The sequence below is a fragment of the Carboxylicivirga fragile genome, from assembly GCF_050589805.1.
Classification (GTDB): domain Bacteria; phylum Bacteroidota; class Bacteroidia; order Bacteroidales; family Marinilabiliaceae; genus Carboxylicivirga; species Carboxylicivirga fragile.
This window is the reverse complement of record NZ_JBNGOY010000020.1, coordinates 52,862-74,638: the sequence shown is the minus strand read 5'-3', so window position 1 is coordinate 74,638 and position 21,777 is coordinate 52,862. Positions and strand designations below refer to the sequence as shown.

The 21,777-nt window shown below is 37.3% G+C and carries 9 protein-coding genes; 4 read left to right on the top strand and 5 right to left on the bottom strand.

The annotated features are described in order from the left end of the window. The first annotated feature begins 198 nt into the window (after nt 1-198). Nucleotides 199-12,960, top strand: a complete 12,762-nt coding sequence (locus ACRD7B_RS10750; protein ID WP_430824555.1) for a Calx-beta domain-containing protein — start codon at nt 199-201, stop codon at nt 12,958-12,960. Nucleotides 12,961-12,985: 25 nt separating this feature from the next. Next, a complete protein-coding gene (locus tag ACRD7B_RS10745) occupies nt 12,986-13,945 on the top strand; it encodes a PorP/SprF family type IX secretion system membrane protein (RefSeq protein WP_430824554.1) in 960 nt (319 codons plus the stop codon). Between the two features lie 52 nt (nt 13,946-13,997). On the opposite strand, the gene ACRD7B_RS10740 is transcribed toward ACRD7B_RS10745, so the two are convergent. The 4 genes from ACRD7B_RS10740 to ACRD7B_RS10725 all read right to left on the bottom strand — a co-directional run bounded on the left by ACRD7B_RS10740 (nt 13,998) and on the right by ACRD7B_RS10725 (nt 18,320). Continuing rightward, nucleotides 13,998-14,612: a leucine-rich repeat domain-containing protein gene (locus ACRD7B_RS10740; RefSeq protein WP_430824553.1), complete on the bottom strand. Its 615-nt coding sequence runs from the start codon at nt 14,610-14,612 to the stop codon at nt 13,998-14,000. A 36-nt stretch (nt 14,613-14,648) separates the two neighbouring features. Further along, nucleotides 14,649-15,617 carry a hypothetical protein gene (locus tag ACRD7B_RS10735; protein ID WP_430824552.1) on the bottom strand — a complete coding sequence of 323 codons (969 nt, stop codon included), beginning with the start codon at nt 15,615-15,617 and terminating at the stop codon, nt 14,649-14,651. Between the two features lie 163 nt (nt 15,618-15,780). Then, nucleotides 15,781-17,076 (bottom strand): DEAD/DEAH box helicase, encoded by a 1,296-nt coding sequence (locus tag ACRD7B_RS10730; protein WP_430824551.1) that lies wholly within the window; start codon nt 17,074-17,076, stop codon nt 15,781-15,783. 146 nt (nt 17,077-17,222) lie between these two features. Next, the gene (locus ACRD7B_RS10725; RefSeq protein WP_430824550.1) at nt 17,223-18,320 is read right to left on the bottom strand and encodes a gamma-glutamyl-gamma-aminobutyrate hydrolase family protein; all 1,098 of its coding nucleotides are present in this window, start codon (nt 18,318-18,320) and stop codon (nt 17,223-17,225) included. Between the two features lie 180 nt (nt 18,321-18,500). Here ACRD7B_RS10725 and sucD point away from each other — a divergent pair, with 180 nt between their 5' ends. Continuing rightward, entirely contained in the window at nt 18,501-19,373 is an 873-nt protein-coding gene (sucD, locus tag ACRD7B_RS10720; RefSeq protein WP_430824549.1) for a succinate--CoA ligase subunit alpha, read from the top strand. A gap of 154 nt (nt 19,374-19,527) precedes the next feature. Here the strand turns inward: sucD and ACRD7B_RS10715 are convergent, their stop codons facing one another. Next, the gene (locus tag ACRD7B_RS10715) at nt 19,528-20,610 is read right to left on the bottom strand and encodes a methyl-accepting chemotaxis protein (RefSeq protein WP_430824548.1); all 1,083 of its coding nucleotides are present in this window, start codon (nt 20,608-20,610) and stop codon (nt 19,528-19,530) included. 279 nt (nt 20,611-20,889) lie between these two features. On the opposite strand from ACRD7B_RS10715, the gene fabG reads away from it, so the two are divergent. Further along, nucleotides 20,890-21,636, top strand: a complete 747-nt coding sequence (fabG, locus tag ACRD7B_RS10710; protein WP_430824547.1) for a 3-oxoacyl-[acyl-carrier-protein] reductase — start codon at nt 20,890-20,892, stop codon at nt 21,634-21,636. Nucleotides 21,637-21,777 lie beyond the last annotated feature (141 nt).

Below are 21,777 nucleotides of genomic sequence, written 5' to 3'. Positions count from 1 at the left end.
TAGTTAGTTCAAACGGCCTTTGTTTTTTTGTTCTCAAGAAAATAAACACGTTAATCAGTTTTTTTTTTACGCTAGTATAAGTTATTAGTCTGTTTATCCAATACTTGTTAGTTAGGGGTAACTCTGTAGAGGTAGTGCCGTAAAAACTGACATAGTTGTGACCAATACTTTGTATATACCAGCCTTATGAATATGAACATGCGTTTTTTAAAATTCTTTCTTTACGTTCTCTTATTAGCAAGTAGCAACATTTTTGCTCAAGAAGGGACTAAGCAGTTTATGCCTAACGAATCTGATCGACTTTGGTTAGAAATGTACAGAGGCAGCGACAAGCATTTTGCTACATATAGTGCCGATGACAAGGAGCGCTTATATATATACTTAAATGCGGGAGAAACCATGCACTTTGGTATGAAAATGGCAAACTCTGGAGGGGAATATCGAAGCTGGAAGGCGGATTATACATCATTTCGCATTAAAAATGAGACAGGTTCTGTTGTGTATTCTGAGCGGGCTTTTCCTAAGTCAGGTAATGGTTATATTTCGGCTTATAGTGCTGCTGTAAACGGACCCAACGGAGTTACATTAAATGGAACCGAAATAACAAATGGTTACAATGCGCAAACATATACTGCATTAACTTCTGGAAACCATTATATAGAATTTGAAACATGGGCATATTCGTATGGCACAGGAGGTAATTATGCTTACAATCGACGTTTTGCGGTAGAGTTTTTTGATGTAACCGTTACGGATGCGTCAAATAATGTTATAACTAATTCTGGTAATCCGAATATATCAGCTGGTCGACTTTGGTCGAGAGGGTGGGCATTTACAACCACAAGTTTTAATAATTATCCTGTAAAAACTAACTTTTATGTTTTTACCGCCGATGAGTTTGTGAATAAGGTACAGTACGAAATGAAGCCTTATTCATTCAACTTTGTGGCGAACTCCTATGGTGTATCACTCGATGTTAATGATAATGTTATTCAGAAGGCTCAAAGTGTGGATGGTGATGCAACTAACACAGATAATATTTCTGAATACCGAATATTTTTAAATGATCCGGACAGAGTGGTATGGCAGAATACAGCTTTGCCTCCGCCAACAGTACAAGTTTGGTTCGATGATGATTTGTTATTCGACTATGATTATGATCGTAATCCTCAGGAATTAAGCATTACGCCTTCAACTATTGTGTTGGAACGTAATATGGATGCATGTGCCTACGAAAGTATAACCATGTTTAAAATTGCATCTAATATCGATGGTTTTGCAACTATTTTGTTAGATCTGGATGGGAACGGTTATTCTACAAGTGGATCAGACCGGGCTCTTCAATTAGATCTGAAACAGGGCGAAAATTTCGTGTTATGGGATTTTAAAAATGATAATGGAGTGGAAGTTAACGACGGCGTCTATTCAGCTTCAGCTACTTTTTTAGGTAGAGGTCCTGCTCATTTTCCATTGTACGATGTGGAAAGCTTAAGTGGTATCTCAACATACTCAATACGTCCGTTTAATAAATTAGGGCCTACACTTTATTGGGACGATACCAATGTGGGCTTATGGGGTGATCAAGGTTCTGGAACCATGGCGGAAACTGCTCAGGATCAATTGGTAATTAATAATCACATTCCAAGAGTATGGACCTACAATGGAAATAATTATAATGGAAATAATACAACCTTCAACTCGTGGTTTAATGCCATTGATTTAGGTATGTCAACCATTAATTTTGAGGTAACTACAAGCACAACCAAGTGTGTTAATGGTGAAGCACCTGTTATAGGTAATGTGATTAAGGTTGGTGCCATTAATGAGGTGTTAACTTTTGCACTTAGTGATTTTTCCGATAAATATTACGATCCGAATGACCTGCCTTTGACCATGATTGAGGTGGTTAATATTCCTTCACAAGGAGAATTAAGAGTTAATGGATCCTTAGTGAGTGATGGACAAGAAATAACGGCTGCTGATATTCCTAATTTAACCTATACACCAGTTAATGATTTTGGTGGAACCATTCAGTTCGAGTTCAAAGCTTCCAACGTAGATAATTACTCGTTGCAATCAAACTACGTTAATTTGGTTAGTAATACGGCGCCAACCATTGGTGCCATTGGCGATGAGAATATATGTACTAATACAGGTTTAACGAATCACCCAATTACGGTGGGTGATGGGGCTGAAACGCCAGCCGAAGACTTAACCGTGATTGCCTATTCGCATGATCCGGCTTTTGTTGAAAATAATAATATTGAAGTAACGGGTACTGGAGCCACAAGGTATTTAAATATTACGCCAGTAAATGATCAATCAGGTTTTGCTATTATATATGTTTTGGTTGACGATGGATATTCGCAAACCATTGAAGAGTTTGCCATATATGTAGGTCCATCAGTAGTAATTAACGGTGATATGTCAGTTTGTATTAACGGCGATTTATTGCTGACTGCTGAAGAAATTGGTGCTTCAACTTATGAATGGAAAAAAGGAGAAACAACTTTAAGTACAAGTAATCAATTAGATATTCAAAATGTTAGTCTGGCTGATGCTGGGATTTACTCGTTAACTGTAACTACAGATGAGTGCTCTACAACAAAAGACTTTGTTGTATCCATTGCTCCATCTACAGATTTTACTGGTGATGTTGATGTTTGTGTGGGCGAAACCTTATCATTAAGTGCTGACGAAACAGTAGCTACATCATACGCTTGGTACAGAGGTTCAACACAAATAGGTTCTCAGAAGGTACTTGAAATACCTAATATGACTTTAGGTCATGATGACAGTAATTACACCTTGTATGTTGAGAAAGAAGGTTGTTCGCATACTTCACAGGCATTTTCAGTTTCAGTTGTTCAAATGCTGGATGCCAACTTAAGCATAACAGGAAGTAATGTTTTAGAGGGGAATGTTGGTACTATTACCATTACATCCGCAGAGCAAGATATTACTTATTCTGCGTTAGATGGCAATGGTGACGTAATTGATAGCGGTTCTAATGCTACAGCAGGAAACGACCTTGTATTAACAATACCGGTTTCATCCCTAACTGCTTCCTCTAATGTATTTACAATAACAGGTGATAATGGTAATTGCACTGTTAATATGAATAATACAGCTACCATTGGTGTTAATTTAATCCCTACAGTTTCTTCATTAACTGAAACAACTGCAGAAGATACTGACTTAGTGGGTAATTTATTGAGTGGTGCTTCGGATGATGATGGAGGTAATTTGAGTACTTCATTGGCTGGTGGAGGCGACCCAAGTAATGGTACTTTAGTTATTAATTCAGATGGCTCATTTACCTATACACCAAATGCTAACTTCAATGGCTCTGATAGCTTTTCGTTTGAGGTGTGTGATGATCAAACCCCACAAGCTTGTGTAACGGCTGATGTTAATATAACAGTAACTGCTACTAACGATCCGCCTAGAATTACTGTAACCAGTAGTAATGGCACAGAAGATAATAACTTAATTTTTGCGGCCAGTAATTTTACCGATGCTTTTACCGATGTGGAAAACGATGCATTATCACAAATTCGTATTGATGCGGTACCAAATGCTTCAACTGGTGAGTTGCAACTTTCAGGTGTGCCTATTTCAAATGGACAAGTAATAGATGCAGCAAACTTGGGTTCTATCACCTTTGTGCCAAGTGCAAATTGGAATGGAGCCACAGCTTTTTCATGGTCTGCGTCTGATGGTGAATTTTGGTCGGGTAGTGAATCCTTTTCACTTAATGTATCTGCCGCAGATGACGATCCTAATATTCAAAACCAAACAGCTTCGGTTAATGAAGACGCTATTGATGGTACGTCGATTATTAATATTAACGATGGGCTTACCGGAACCGATAACGACATAGATGGGGAGCCAATTAATTATTCGATTATCTCGGGTAATACAGGATCTGTATTTTCGATTCATCCAACATCTGGTTTAATTACAGTTAATAACAGTGCATCCATTGACTTTGAAACAACAGAGCAATATTCTTTGGTGATTCGAGCTATTGATTCTCAGTTATCATCTACCGATGCAACAATAACGATCAATGTAAATAATACCGATAGTGATGTTGTGCTAACCATTGCAGATGCAGCTTTAACTGAAGGAACAGGTGGTAATACAAATCTTGTGTTTACGATTAGTTCATCTTCAATTGTTGCTGGTGATGTAAGTGTTGATTTTGATATTACAGATGTTAGTACAAGCTATCCTGCAGATTATACCTTAAATTCTGGAACTGCAACCATAACAACGGGTAATAATACAACCACAATAGCTATATCTATTGTAGGTGATGTAATAGTTGAAAATATTGAAACCTTTAGAGTGGATTTAAGTGCGCCAACGGCAGGAACTGTTTCAGGGCATGCCATTGGTACGATTAACGATAATGATACGGCTAGCTTAAGTGTTGCAAATGCGTCAGCAAACGAAGGTGATGGTACCATTGATTTTGTAGTAACTCTAAATGGAACCGTGGCCAATGCTTTTGATGTTACTTATAACTTGACTAATGGAACAGGTATTGGAGGTCAGGATTTTAATGCCTCAAGTGGAACTATAAACTTTACTGGAGTTAATGGTCAAACACGTACAATTCAAATCCCATTAACAGATGATGCCATAGTTGAATTAAATGAAACCTTTACACTTGGTTTGTCAACTGCCAATACGGCCATTGATGCCAGCGATACCGCCGAAGGAACCATTTCAGATAATGATGGAGTGGCGGTATTAAGCATAGCAAATGCATCCTTTGATGAAAATGGATCGGGTACCTTCAGAATCACAGCCGATAAGGCAGTGCAAGGTGGTTATTCTGTAACTTATAATTTAGTTAACGGAACAGCAATAGGTGGAACCGACTTTACAGTTTCAGCTAATCGAACATTAAATTTTGCAGGTTCTGCTAATGAATACCAGGAGTTTACCATAAGTGGAATTGATGATGCAATTGTTGAGGGTAACGAAACATTTACTCTAAACATGACAGATTCACATGTGTCAGTACAAAGTACGGCTACTGCAACAGGAACTATAATTGATGATGATGCTGTTAATGTTACCATTGATGATGTAACGGTTACTGAAGGAGGAAGTGCTAATTTTACAATTACATTAAATAATGCTGTTGTAGGAGGTACCTCCATTACAGTTAATTTTAGTGATATATCTGCCACTGGTGGTAGCGATTATACCAATACGGCTCAAACAGTGGTGTTTGCAGGTACAGCAGGAGAAACAGAATCTATTTCGGTGCCAACTACCAATGATGATGTAGTTGAGGCATCAGAGACTTTTGAATTGAGCATGACAAGCAGTAATGCTTTGGTAGGAGCTGATGATAGAGCAATTGTTACCATTAATGACAACGATGGTTTGGCAATGGTGACTGTGGCAGACGTTAGCATTAATGAAAATCAGGATGCGGTATTTACCCTATCGCTTGATAAGCATATTCAAGGTGGGTTTACGGTTGATTATGCAACACAAAATGGAACTGCCAATTCGGGTAATGATTATACCACACAATCAGGCAATCTTGTGTTTTCAGGCAATAATTCTCAGACACATCAAGTAGTTGTTGCTGTTAGTGATGATGCCGTTGTTGAGGCAAGCGAGAACTTTATGCTTGACCTTAGTTGTGCCAATGCTTTGGTAAATGTAACACCGCAAGCAACTGCAAGCATTACGGATAATGATGGTACTGCTTTATTATCAATCTCGGATGTGAGCTTTGATGAAAATGGCTCAGGAACATTCCAGGTAAGTGTTGATAAAGCTGTTGAAGGAGGATTTGATGTTGACTATACTTTGGTGAGTAATCAAGCAATAGCAGGTACCGATTTTGTGGTGCCAGTCAACCGAACACTTTCTTTTGATGGTTCAGCAAACCAGACAATTAATTTCACAATAGCTGCAACGGATGATAATATTGTAGAGATTGATGAGGTTTTTGATGTCACATTATCTACAACACATGCCCTGGTTGACGCCAGTGCTACTGCTGTAGGAACAATACGCGATAACGATGCGGCTAATATTTCAGTAGCTGATTTAAGTGTAACCGAAGGTGAAACAGCATCATTTGAGTTGGTATTATCCAATAATGTGGCCAATGGAGTTGTGGTTGATTATCTACTTGAAGCAATTACTGCCACATCAGTAGATGATTATACCGTGGTGTCAGGACAACGAACTTTTACGGGTACACAGAATGAGCTTATCACTATTGATGTTAATACAATTGACGATGCCATAGTTGAACAAGCCGAATCATTCAGATTAAGCTTAAGTACTTCAAATGCATTGGTAACTATCGATAACGAAGCAGTTGCAACCATTAATGATAATGATGGAAATGCGAGCGTGACGGTCAACGCTATTACCATTGATGAGGCAAATAATGCCGTATTTACCTTAGTATTAAATACAGCTATTGAAGGAGGCTTTAGTGTTGATTATGCAACTGCTGATGGCAGTGCCGTAAGCGGATCAGACTATTTGGCTAATTCAGGTACGATTAATTTTAATGGCGACTTAAATGAAACACAAACTGTAAGTGTTACAGTAAATGATGATATTATTGTAGAAGAAAATGAAACGTTTGTTTTGGATATGTCAACGAGTAATTTGCGAGTTGATGTTCCAGCACAAGCAACTGCTACAATTAGCGATAATGATGGAGTGGCCACTTTAAGCATAAACAATGCTGTATTTGCTGAAGATGGAGCAGGAACGTATTCTGTTATCGTTGATAAGGCTGTTCAGGGTGGATTTGATGTTGACTTTAGTTTAGTTGATGGATCAGCCCTTGCAGGTGTTGATTATTCAGTACCAGCTAATCAAACCTTAAATTTTGATGGAAGTGCCAATCAAACAGTACAGTTTAGTATTGCTGCCATTGAAGATAATATAATTGAACCAACAGAGAACTTTACAATACAACTGAGCTCATTATCAACTCTGGTAAACACAGATGCTGAAGCAAGTGGTGAAATAACAGATAATGATGAAGCACAAATTACTGTTACGCCAGTTACTGTTAATGAAGGTGAAGATGTGGTGTATACATTGGTATTAACAAGAGAAGTTGTTGGCGGAGTAAATGTTGATTATTCATTATCTGCTGTACAAGCTACTTCTGATGTTGATTATCTGGATGATTCAGGCAGTGTTAGTTTTGCAGGAACAGAAGGGGAGATTAAACTGATTACTATTGCAACAGTAGATGACGCAATAGTAGAAGGACAAGAAGGATTTGAGTTGAACTTATCAACCGTTCATGCGCAAGTTAATCCAACTGCAAGTACACTTGCAAGTATTAACGATAATGATGGACAAGCTACAGTTACTATTAATACAGTGACGGTGAATGAAGGTGAGGATGCTATATTGACCTTATCATCAGATAAAGCAGTTCAAGGTGGTTTTGATATTTCTTACTCAACTGCAGATGCAACAGCTAATGCCGGCACCGACTATAATACGATAGTTAGCTCCATTCATTTTGATGGTACCCTTAGCGAAACAGAAACGATTACTTTATTTACCATTGATGATGCAGTAGTTGAGGCTGATGAAACTTTTAATGTACAAATATCTACAGCTAATCCTTTAATTGCCACAAGTGGAATTGGAGAAGTAACAATAAGTAATAACGATGGAGTGGCTACTTTAATTGTTGGCAATGCAACGGTTAGTGAAGGCGGAACGAATACTATCTCATTAAGTCTCGATAAAGAAGTGCAAGGTGATGTAGTGGTTAATTACACTTTTAATGATGTTACTACCGATGCCTCTACGGATTATGATGCTACGGGTGGTTCTGTTACTTTATCAGGAACAACTCCTCAAACATTTACAGTGACTGCCAACCATGATGCCTTGGTTGAAGGAAGTGAAACATTTACTGTAGCGTATACCACTTCTTCACCATTGGTTGTGAGTGATGCCGAATCAACAGTTACTATAATAGATGAAGATACGGCTAACCTATTGGTTGAAGATGTAGTTGCTACTGAGGGGAATGACATGGTATTTACAGTTACTTTATCTGAAGAGGTTGTTGGAGGATTAACGGTTGATTACACCATAGTGCCTGGTACTGCTTCTATTTCTGACTATTCAGATGTAACAGGTGGAACACTAACATTTGTTGGAACGGCAAATGAAACTCAGCAATTTACCATTTCAACATCCAACGATGGTATAGTTGAAGGAGTAGAAGATTTCACGGTTACTTTAACATCATCAAAAGCTTTAGTTGAAGATGATGATACCGCAACTGGAACTATTAATGACGCCAATGGTAGAGCAACAATAACTGTTGCTGACCTAGAGATTAACGAGAATGAGCAAGCTGTATTTACACTTACTTTAGATAAGTTGGTACAGGGTGGTGTTTCTGTTAATTATAGCACTTCAGATATTGAAGCGATTGCCGGATCGGATTACGATACTCAACTTGGAAGCATTGATTTTGATGGTTTAACGGTTAACGATTCAAAAACCATTACCATAGATGTTACCGATGATGCTATCGTGGAGACAAGTGAGGCGTTCGCCCTTAATCTGACGACGGCACATGCTTTACTTGATGTACCTGCAAGTGCTGAAGCAAGCATAGTTGATAACGATGGTTTAGTTGCACTTTCAGTTAGCGACGTTAGTCTTGCTGAGAATGGCCAGACTACTGTTACTGTTACATCAGATAAAGCAATTCAAGGCGGATTTGAGCTCGATTATATGCTCAATGATGGCACTGCTATTGGCGATACTGATTATGAAAATGTACCATCCACTATTTATTTTGCCGGAACAGTAAATGAAAGTCAAGAGTTTGTTCTACGTGGTATCGATGATGATATTGTAGAAGGTGATGAGAACTTTAGTGTTGAATTTAGTTCAAGCAATGCTTTGGTTGATGCCGATGCAACCATAACAGCTACAATTACCGACGACGATGTAACGACTGTCACTGTTGAAGATATAAGCATATCTGAAGATGAGAAGGCAATATTTACCTTAAGCTTGAGCAACGATGTGGTAGGTGGATTTGACATCGCTTATACTATTAGCGAAGGAACTGCCATTGCAGGAGATGATTATATTGATGCTTCGGGTACTGTTACATTCCTTGGAAATAAGGATGAGGTTCAATTAGTAGAAATTGATTTAGTTGATGATGCAGTTGTGGAATTATCTGAATCATTCACTCTTAATTTATCAACAACAAACACCAAAGTAACTCCTGATGCAGAAACCACTGCAAGCATTCAAGATAATGATGGAATGGCAACAGTAACAATCAATCAGGTAAGTGTTGCTGAAGGTGACGATGCTGTTCTAACAGTAACCCTCGATAAAGCTGTTCAAGGTGGATTTAGTGTTGAATACCTTACTGTTGATGGTGTAGCACTTGGAGGTTCAGATTATACAACCATTAGTGATGCTGTTGCTTTTGCAGGAATAGCTGGAGAAACACAGGAGATTAGAGTTTCAACAATAGATGATGCACTTGTTGAGTCAAGTGAACTGTTTGATGTGAATATCAGCACAGTTTCTACATTAGTAAATACAAATGGTACGGGTGAGATTAATATCACAGATAATGATGGTCTTGTTTCACTGATTGTGGAGAATGTATCGTTTAATGAGGTTGGACAGACAACAGTTGTAGTGACAGCCGATAAGGCTATTCAAGGTGGATTCGAAGTAGATTATGTAATTAATAATGGTACTGCCATTTCAGGTGTCGATTTTGATGCCCTACCTTCAACCTTATATTTTGTTGGAACCGAAAACGAGAGTCAAGAGTTTATTGTAAGCGGAATTGACGATGATATTGTAGAAGGCGATGAGCAATTTACTATAGATTTAAGTTCAAGTAACAGTTTGGTTGATGCCGACGCTTCAATAATAGCAACCATTACCGATGATGATGTAACCACTGTTTCGGTTAATAGTGTTATTGTATCGGAAGGTGACAAGGCAGTGTTTGCCCTTACCTTAAGCAATGATGTTATTGGAGGTTTTGAGCTCGATTATAACCTAAGTGCAGCTACTGCTATTGCTGGCGATGATTATGTTGATGCTTCGGGCATTGTTACTTTTATTGGTAATAGGAACGAAGTACAGTTAATCGAAATAGATATAGTTGATGATGAGGTCGTAGAGTTGCTGGAAACATTTACGCTTAACTTAAGTTCAACGAATACTAAGATTATTCCTGATGCCGAAACGATAGCAACCATCAATGATAACGATGGTATAGCTACTGTTACAATCGATCAGGTAAGCGTTGTTGAGGGAGAAGAAGCTGTTTTGACTTTATCATTGGATAAAGGTGTTCAGGATGGATTTACTATTGATTACCTTACTGTTGATGGTACTGCGCTTAGCGTAGGAGATTATACAAGCATAAGTGATGCCATTATATTTACAGGTATTGCTGGTGAAACCCAGGAAATAAGAGTTGCAACCATCGACGATGTACTTGTTGAGCCAACCGAATTATTAAATGTTAGCATTAGCACTTTGTCTACCCTTGTAAGCACTTCGGGAACAGGTGAAGTAAGCATTAGTGATAACGATGGAGTAGCTAAGCTGGTATTTGAGAATCAAACAGTGAATGAAGGTGAATCCTTAAACTTTACTTTGAGTTTGGATAAAGCTGTTCAGGGTGATGTTGAGATTACCTACAGCTTTGTTGATGGCAGTGCCATTGGTGGAAGTGATTATGACAATACGCCTTCTAGCATAACTTTAATTGGAACTGAAGCCAAAACAATAACAGTTGCTACCAATCCTGATGATTTAGTGGAAGGTTTTGAAGATTTCACAATTAACTTTGCAAGTACATCGAGTTTAGTTAATACCGATGATCAGGCAAGCATCACCATTAACGATGAAGATGCCACAAGTTTATTGATAGATGATGTGACAATTGATGAAGGCGGTAAAGCTACCTTTACAGTGAGTCTGTCAAAAGGCGTAACTGATGGATTTACTGTTGATTATAGTGTGAATGATGAAAGTGCTGTAGCTGGTGTTGATTATACGGCAGCAAGTGGTCAATTAACATTTACTGGAGCGACTAACGAAACCCATTCATTCGAAGTTCAAACACTCGAAGATGACTTGGTTGAAGGGGCAGAATATGCAAGTATACAATTATCGGCTTCAAATAGTGCTGTGGATGCCAGTAGAGAAGCTCACTTAAATATTACTGATAATGATTCACCGGGATGGATTGTGGAAGAGACTGATGCTATAACCATCACATCCGAAGCAGGTATATCCGATGTATTTACTGTTGTTCTGGAAGCTCAACCACAAAGTGATGTGGTAGTTGAGATAAGTGGACTAGATGAAACTGAAGGTTCACTCTCAGCAACATCATTAACATTCACAAGTGCTACTTGGGATGAAGTACAAACTGTAACGGTAACGGGTATTGATGATGATGAAGTGGATGGAAACATCACATATACCTTAAATGTAGCTGTGAACGATGCATTGTCAGATGTTAATTTCCATGGTTTATCAACGAATATTTCAGTGTCGAACAACGATAATGATGTATTCAATCCAGTTCCTGTTTTGGTTGATGATGAGGCTGAAACACTTGAGGATGAATCAATTGATATTGATGTATTAGCCAATGATTCGGGACTTGAAGATACACCGATTAACATTAATTTAGTGGCACAGCCAGCTAATGCATTTGTATCACTTAATGGAGATAAAACCTTTAGGGTAGCTCCAAATGCTAATTTCAATGGCGTAGTTACTTTTGATTATCAAGTATGCGATGTTGAAAATGATTGTGCGATTGCTACCGTAACTCTTACGGTTAATGCGGTTAATGACGCTCCAACTTTGAATAATGATAATATACCTGTTAGTGTTCAGCAAGGTGAAACAGTTCAAGGATCAAACTTGTTAGTGGCTGCTACTGATGTAGAAGGTGATGTGATAACAATCAATATTACACCAACAACGGCACCTTTACATGGTACTTTAACTATTAATGCCGATGGAACTTATGAATTCATTGCCGATGCCGACTATGTAGGTAACGACTTCTTTGAGTATAGCATTTGTGATAATGGCACACCACAAGCATGTGTAACTGGTAGAGTAAGTTTAACTATTACAGAAGCACCTGATACCAATGAAGCACCTATTGCTGTGGATGATGTGTTTGAAATGGGACGTAATGAGGTCTTGAGTGGTCAAAATCTACTAGATAACGATTCTGATCCAAATGGTGATATGCTAGTGATTAATGTACTTCCATTAGTGGCACCAGCCAATGGGCAAGTGCTTATTAATAGCGATGGAAGTTTTGAATATACACCAAATGCTGATTTCACAGGCGATGACTTTTTTACTTATCAGGTTTGTGATGATGCTGCTAATTCAAAATGTGCGGTGGCTAATGTTGATATATCCGTAAGTGTGAAGGATACTGATGGTGATACCTTGCCTGATGATATAGAAGGTGATGAAGATGTGGATGGTGATGGTGAACCGAACTACCTGGATTTAGATAGTGATGGTGACGGTATATCTGATAGAGAAGAAGGTTTAGGTGATTGTGATGAAGATGGTGTAGCTAACTTTATTGATGCTGATCAGTGTTACGATGATTTACCTTTATCCAAAGGCTTTTCGCCAAATAATGATGGCATCAATGACGAATACGTAATTCCTTGGTTGGATCAATATAAAAAGGTGAGCTTTGAAGTATTTAACCGCTGGGGTAATGTCATCTATAAAATGGATGTATATGATAATAGCTGGAACGGAACTGCCAACGTAGGAGGAACCATCGGCGAAGATTTACCAGTTGGAACATATTTCTACATCATTACTGTTGAAGAAATCAACCAACAATTTAACGGATACATTTACCTTAACCGATAGTCTAACCTGACCTAATAAGAATAGAATGAATACGATTAAAACTAAATATCAATCTGTACTTAAAGTGTTTTTAATGCTGGTATTGCTATCTCCGCTTAAGGTACTAGCTCAGCAAGAACCACTTTATACACAATACATGTTTAATGCCATGTCAGTCAATCCTGCAATCACAGGTGTTGACGAAACTTTAAACATGACCTTGTTATCACGCTTGCAATGGGCTGGTATGGATGGTGCTCCCGAAACTTATTCGTTTGCAGCACAAACGCCATTTACTAATCTCGATATGGGCATTGGTTTGTCCTTGGTAGCTGATAATGTTGGGCCTGTTAAGAATTACTATTTCAACTTTAACTATGCCTATCGTTTGCAAGTTACTAATACAATGAAATTATCATTTGGTATCAAGGCAGGTATCTACAATTACTATGTTGGTTTAGATGGTTTGTTGTTGGATGGCGCAAGTAATGACCCTTCTTTTCAAGGACAAATTGAAAGAAAGATGCAACCTAATGTTGGAGCTGGTGTGTATTTGTACGATGATAAATTCTATGCTGGTTTTTCCGTGCCTCGTATGATAGCGAATCGTTTAGATAATTCTGAGATGGAGTCGGGTGGAAATGTATTTGCACAGGTTTCGCAGCACTACTACATTATGGCTGGTTATACCTTCGATATTGATAAGCAATGGAAACTACGCCCTTCATTTATAAACAAAATGGTAAGTGGAGCACCACCTTCAACCGATCTGGCCGTTCAAGGCATTTATAAGGATACGTATTGGTTAGGTGCATCGTATCGTTTTGGTGATGCTGTCGCTATTCTGGCTAATATGAAAATCAATTCAGAGTTATTTATTGGTTATTCTTACGATTTTACGCTTTCGGAACTTAGCACTTTTAATAAAGGAAGTCACGAAATAGTAATAAGCTATAGTTATTCAGGATTGCTAGATAAGCTTGGAAGGACAAAGCCGATTAGATAAAATTATTAATTGAAATAATTAAGCGCCGTATTCATCTGAATGTGGCGCTTTTTTAATACAATAGTTTAGTAACCTTTCCTTCAAAACCCTTTGGCGTGCTTGTTAGCGGATTGTCTATTAAGACTAATTCGTCCAGATGTTTAGTTCTCAATTGGTCGAAAGGGAAATGAGAAAGTTCATTATTGTTGAGGTAGAGTTTTTTAATGGAGTTGGATGCCAGAAGCTGTTCTGACAATTCGACAATGTTATTTTCGCTAATATCAAGAAGCTCAAGTTTATTAAGTTCGGCCAGGCAGGTTGGAACTGATGTAAATTGATTATGTCCTAGATAAAGCTTTGTCAAAGAACCTAAGCTATTGAAGCCCGATGGCAGCTCTTTGATATCATTATTTCTAAGATCGAGGTATTGCAGTTTTGATAATTGCGCAATTTTGGGTGACACTTCATTGATGTTGTTTTCTCTAATATCGAGGTGTTCAAGGTGTTTTAGTTCGAAAATTTCATCAGGAATCTGACCATCAAATTGAGATTTAAACAAATTAAGTTGAATGACATTCCCAAGCTCATTAATACAATATCCTTTCAAAAACCAAGTGAGTTTCTTTTGTAACTTCAATGGTCGCCTTAGCTTGGTGTTAAGCAGTTCTATTATCTGTTTGTCACTCATTTATCAATTGTTTTGTATCCTAAATTATTGTCAAAATTAATTGTTCTCGACTACGTCTTTAATGATAGCGAATCTCTTTACATCATCGTAAAAGTTCCAATTATCAACTGAGCGATTATCTCTTTCTGTTCTAACGAGGTACAAATAATATTGAGTACGCAAGTACGCTTCTTGTTGTGTTTTTTGTCTTAATTGAAATAATTGATCGTCACTAAGAGAGCTTTTAATGCAGTCTGTATAATCAGAAATTCCACACAAGTAAAGGTGTTTGCTTTTGTACCAATCAGGATCGTATCGATTGATGTTAAATTCATGTTTATTAATTATACAATTTTTCAAAAGCTGTTCTATTTCTATTGACTGTATGTCATTTAATTTAATTGATTGATGAATGAAAGAAATTAGTTTTTTTGCTATTTGGCTTGTATTATCATTGTAACAATCCGCATAAAAGGAATAGCTGTTTTTTAAGAATGTAATTGCATTCTTAGTGTCCAATGGATATATTCCGTTGTAAATATTGTAATTTATCTCATTGTACGCTTTTTCTTGAGAAAATGCTTTAAAGCTATCAATAGAGCTAAATTCGGATTCTATTAATTCTTGAAAACTTAAGCCTATATTATTTACTCCTTTGTAGAACTTTATTTGATTGTTTTTTATTTGGCCATAGATATGATAGGTCCAATTCACAAATTTGTAATCGTTGTTAAAATTTAAGAAAAAGACACTATCAAGCTCTAGTGTGCTTTGCGGAATTAAATTATTAAAAGGAGAGTCAATATTTAAAGGTTTACAATGTTTTGTTCCAAATATGAGATCAATAGAGCGTATCTCAGAAGAATCTTTAGATATTAATAGGTAGTCAGAATAGGGGTTAATGAAGAATGCTGATCGAATCAAATCATTAAAATCAGCATTAGCTTTATAATCTATTATTGGTATAGTTTTATGCTCTTTATTTTTAACTGTGCCTTGTGCATTAATTGCAAAGTTAACAAGCATAATAGAACAGAGAAGTAACAATGACTTTGAGTTGAGGATTTTAATTTTGCGGTTAGGGTTCATGGTTATGATGTTTGATGAAATTAAAATCAAAAATAAAAAATGAAACCTTTTAAAGCTATACTTTAAAAGGTTTTTATTTTACATATCAGAAGAACGGAAATTACCTCCGCCTGTTAATTTTTTTACCTGTTCCCTTTGCCTTAGGAGCTCTTTTTGATGATCCGCCCTGCTGTTTCTTTCTATTGGCAAAGAATTCTTGCTTCTTACGTTGCTTTTCCTTTTCAGCATCTTTTCTCTGAGACGCATTCATTGGTTTGTCAGTCTGAATATAAGGTTGATCTCTAACAACGTCTATCTTCTTCTTGATTAATTTCTCAATGTCGCGTACGTACACATTTTCTTCTGGTTCGCATAAGGACAAAGCAACTCCTTCTTCACCTGCTCGTCCCGAGCGGCCAATACGATGTACGTATGTTTCAGGTATATTAGGAATATCGTAATTGATAACGTACTGCAATTTGTCAATATCAATACCACGCGCAGCAATATCAGTAGCTACTAAAACTCTAATTTGTGAAGCTTTAAATTGAGTCAAAGCTTTTTGGCGTTGATTCTGAGCTTTATCGCCATGGATAGCTGCAGCTTCAATCTTATGCTTTTTAAGATTACGTGCAATCTTATCTGCGCCATGTTTGGTTCGTGAAAACACCAAAACTTGCTTTATTTTCTGATCCTTCAAAATATGAATCAGTAAATCTTTCTTATCGTTTTTATTGGTGTAGTACAAGTATTGCTTTATGGTTTCAGCCGTTGTTGATTCAGGGCTGACTTCTACTCGTTTGGGATTATCCAATATCGTTCTTGATAACTGAACAATATTAGATGGCATTGTTGCTGAGAAAAACAGCGACTGGCGTTTGGTAGGAAGTATTTTAAGTAACTTCTTTATATCATGGATGAAACCCATGTCCAGCATACGGTCCGCTTCATCAAGAACGAAAATCTTGATTGCATCCAGGTTAATATGCTTTTGGCTGATGAGGTCGAGTAGGCGCCCTGGAGTCGCCACTAATATATGTACGCCTTGTTTTAGTTGATTTACTTGTTTGCCTTGTGGAACACCACCAAAAATAACAGCGTGCTTTACATCTGTATTTTTACTATAACCTTTGATGTTATCATCAATCTGAATGGCCAATTCTCTAGTTGGTGTAATTATTAAAGCCTTTATTTTTGGTCTTCCTCTTCCATTGGTAATTAATTTCTGAATTTTTTGAATAATTGGAATAGCAAAGGCAGCCGTTTTACCGGTTCCTGTTTGGGCTACGCCTAATAAATCATTTCCTTCAAGTATAAGTGGTATCGATTTTGCCTGAATAGGTGTTGGTTCCGTGTAGTTCTTAGCTTTTAAAGCTCTCAATATGGGTTCGAAAATACCCAGTTCTTCAAATATCATTTTCTGTCTTTTTATTTCGAGTACGAACAAAGTGTCCTCCGAAATGTATCAAAACGCAAAAGTACGCATAAAAAAACTAGTAATGCTACAATGCTACTTTCAACTTGAACGATTAATGAAGAGGCTTGATAGCTAGTAAAGCTAAACTATAACTTTTGATTCCAAATTATATTGATGGCTTGCCAATATTTTATGTGAAAATCCATGCTTTCCTCATCGATCCATTCGTATAGGTATTTCTGCTTACCCTTAGGAGTAAACTGGTATTTGTTATCACTTTTATACAAGCCAACTCTTTCGGGGTGAAACTGAACAGCAAATACATTGGGGTAATGAACGTGAAACATGGCTTCTATAATCTTTTTATCTTCCGAAGTGGCACTTACCTTAAACCCTTTCCCTAATGTTTCAACAGCCTGGTGGTGATAACTATTAACCATTGGAGCGGTATCTGATGTTATTTCTAGCAGATCAGGAAAGAAGAAATCGACAAATGAAATGCTGTGAAAATACGAACCACTTAACTTTCTTTTTAAATGAGGGTGAGTGTGTCGGTAGTAGTTTCGATGAATTTCGTTTTTTTCCAGATGCTTTAATCCTTTCTTTTCATCACTATTGTATATCTCATCTGGTATGTCTTGTATTAATGTTCCGCCAGTTGCAATATTCATAGTCTGCATACCCAAACAAATACCATTGATGAAATAATCAGGTTTTTGAGCAATAAGCGGCGTGTATTCATTGTTTTGATAGCCGCCAAGCAAATGATATAAAAAGGAAGCCTCAAAGTAATGGCGATAAGGATCGCTGACAATCGTTCTTGAATGCGCTTCTTCACCATAGATTGTTGGGGGGATATCAGGACCTCCAAAAAAAATGGCTCCATTGCTTTCTGTAAAAAGTTTCATAAAAGTCTGTGAGCAGGCGTTCTGGCAATACAGACTATCTTCATATAGTGTGTCAGCAATAGCAACTATTTTCATGTTAATGCTGCTCAAGGTATCAATTATACGATGCGATTGTGCGTAATCATATTTCTCATCCTTGTGATAAACACCAAACACTTCACTTGAACCAAGGTCGAGTAATTCTTTTTCGTGCAAGGTTACTATTACTTCAATCGTCGATTGGGTTGGATGCATTATTAATAAACGTTTGTCAATGTTGTTAACGGCAGTGTCGTTGGGTAATTGGGCGCTAACGGTAATTCCTAGAAATAAAAGAAAAATTGTAATATAATGCATGCTGTATTTATTTAGCACTAAAGGTATAAAATGATTAATTATATTCCATCCTGTTTAATCAGATTGATTAAATTTTAATGGTAATACAAAACAATGTGAGTAGAAATAGGTTATTATCTATTATAGAATTAAAACTAAATTAAAATCGAATAAATCTCGCTAACAAAATCATTTTACCCTATGAGCGTATTAGTTAAAAAAGATTCGAAAGTAATAATACAAGGATTCACCGGTGGTGAAGGTACATTTCATGCTACTCAAATGTTGGAATATGGAACCAATGTTGTTGGTGGTGTAACACCAGGTAAAGGTGGGTCAGAGCATCTTAAATTACCGGTTTTCAATTCTGTTGCAGATGCTGTTGCAAAAACTAACGCAGATGTTTCAGCCATTTTTGTCCCCCCTCCATTTGCAGCCGATGCCATTATGGAGGCAGCCGATGCTGGTATAAAAGTTATAGTATGTATCACGGAAGGTATCCCCACTTCTGACATGGTTAAGGTTAAGCAATATCTGGAAGGAAAAAAAGCGCGATTAATCGGCCCTAATTGTCCTGGCGTTATTTCTCCGGGAGAAGCCAAAGTTGGTATTATGCCTGGTTTTATTCACCAAAAGGGAAGTATTGGTGTGGTTAGTCGGTCGGGAACTTTAACCTACGAAGCGGTTGATCAATTGACCAAGCAAGGATTAGGTCAAAGTACTTGTATAGGTATTGGTGGCGACCCGATTATTGGAACAACTACGAAGGAAGCTGTTGAATTATTAATGAATGATCCGGAGACGGAAGGCATTATAATGATTGGTGAAATTGGCGGAAGTATGGAGACTGATGCTGCTCGTTGGATCAAAGAGAATGGCACGAAACCTGTTGTTGGTTTTATTGCAGGTCAAACGGCACCAAAAGGTCGCAGAATGGGACATGCGGGAGCTATTATTGGTGGTAAAGATGATACTGCTGAAGCAAAAATGGCGATTATGAGAGAATGTGGTTTGCATGTTGTTGAATCTCCAGCCGATTTGGGGTCAACAATGGTGGCTGCCCTGAAGAAATAGTTTAAAAGAAATAGATGAGAGAGCCGGGATTGTAATAAGTTCCGGCTTTTTTATATCAATTAAATAAAAAAATCATAGGTAAAATGCCGTTGTATAATCAAAGGGGCTTTAGAAATGAAATGTACTAAAGTCGCATTTTGATTAGCAAACGGTATTAGTTGCTTTTAAGTTCAAAATGTGATAGTTCTCCTTCAAGTTGCTGAGCGGAAGAATTAAGCTGCTCACTACTTTTTAATAATTTACTGGCAATGTTTTTATTCTTCTGCATATCATTGTTCAACTCCCTTAGGGTAGTAGATAATTGACGAATGCCATGGTATTGTTCGGTATTATTGGCTGATATTTGGTTAATGTACTGTGAGTTTTCTTCTAGTTTGGGAATAAGTTCTTCCATGTCATTCCCAGCCTTTTCAGACATCATCAGTGCCTTTCTCGACAATTTTTCAATACCTGCAGTAGCGGCTAAACTTTTATCGGCGAGTTTTTTTACCTCGCCAGCAACAACTGAAAAACCTCTGCCTGATTCGCCAGCTCTGGCAGCTTCAACGGCGGCATTTAATGAGAGAATATTTGTTTGTGTTGCAATATCCTGTATGATTGAAATGCGTTCTGCCACAGTACCCATTGCCTCTCTCATCTTCTGAGTGGCACGATTACTACTTTTTATGCTATCCAGGGCAGATTCGGATAAACTAATACTATGTTTGGCATCAGCCGTATTTTGCTCAATGTCATTTGTAATTTTTTCTATTACCGAGTTAACCTCTTTTGTTGAAGAATTCATTGACGAAGCAACTGTTGAAATCCCGTCAAAATCACTCCCAAGTTGATGCGAAGTGGCCTTTATATCGTTTGATTTTTCTCGCGCCACAGTTATTGTATTATTCAAATCATTGATCACCCTTTGCAGAGAATTGTTTAGAAGATCAAGTTCATTCTTCTCACTTTTGTGGCTTAAGTTACTTGTTAATTTACCTTGTGATATTTCAGACGTAAGGACTGTTGTTTGTGCAATGGGCTTGACTAATTTTGATGTTATTAGATAAATAGCTCCTGCCAGGATTATGAGGCATGATACGCCAATAACGAGTAGTTGTGTTGCGAAAATATCCGAACCAGAAGTTTCGTTAAATGAAGCATTGTGGAATAAGAGGGTAAGGCTTATAAAAACAATGAAAACAAGGCTTGAGGCAAATATTAAAAAAACGGAAAGTTTCTTCTTGAGACTTAACTTCATTTGGGCGAATAATATGATGTGTGCAATATTGAGCTAAATATATAAAAAACTCGATATTTCTATATAATACTTTGACCAATGGTTTGAAAGTATTGGTTTTTGTTGGTTTTTTGTCCACAATTGAATCTGGTCATTGAACGGGTTTGTTATGTTATTTGGAAAAAATATGGTAAAAACCTGATAAATGTTTTACTTTTGTTCATCAAATTGAAAATCAAAGCTCTGTTTGAACTTTGAAGGGAAATGGTCAAATAATAGAGTTTTATAATAATTATTGAAATGAAGTTACTAGAAGGAAAAACTGCCATTGTTACTGGTGCTGCTCGCGGTATTGGTAAGGCTATTGCTATTCGATATGCACAAGAAGGGTGTAATGTTGCATTTACTGATTTAGCTATTAATGATGCTGCTTTGGAAACTGAAAAAGAACTTGAAGCTTTGGGAGTGAAAGCTAAAGGTTACGCTTCTGATGCCAGTAATTTTGATGATACACAGAAAGTTGTTGCTGAAATAGCAAAGGATTTTGGACAGATTGATATATTGGTTAATAACGCTGGAATTACAAAAGATACCTTGTTGATGCGTATGACTGAAGATCAGTGGGATGCTGTTATTAACGTAAACCTTAAATCTGTTTTTAACTTTACAAAAGCAGTTCAGCCAACAATGTTACGTCAGCGTTCAGGTTCTATTATTAACATGAGCTCTGTTGTTGGAGTTAGTGGAAATGCTGGTCAGGCTAACTATTCTGCCTCAAAAGCTGGTATGATTGGTTTTACTAAATCAATTGCTAAAGAATTAGGTTCCAGAGGTATTCGTAGTAATGCGATTGCTCCTGGTTTTATCATTACAGAAATGACTGGTAAATTACCTGAAGACGTGAAGAAGGAATGGGAAAGTCAAATTCCTTTAAAACGGGGAGGTACACCGGAGGATGTAGCTAATATCTGTATTTTCTTAGGTTCTGATCTTTCAACATATGTAAGTGGACAAACTGTTCATGTTTGTGGTGGAATGAATATGTAAGAGTATTTAGGGGCTTTTCTGAAAAGTTCTTTAAAATATAGAATAAAAAGGGTGGTTTTTAATCACCCTTTTTTATTTTTATGCATTCGTGGTACTATTTTTGGTGCAAGAGGTCGATGTGAATGAATTGTGAAATTGGCA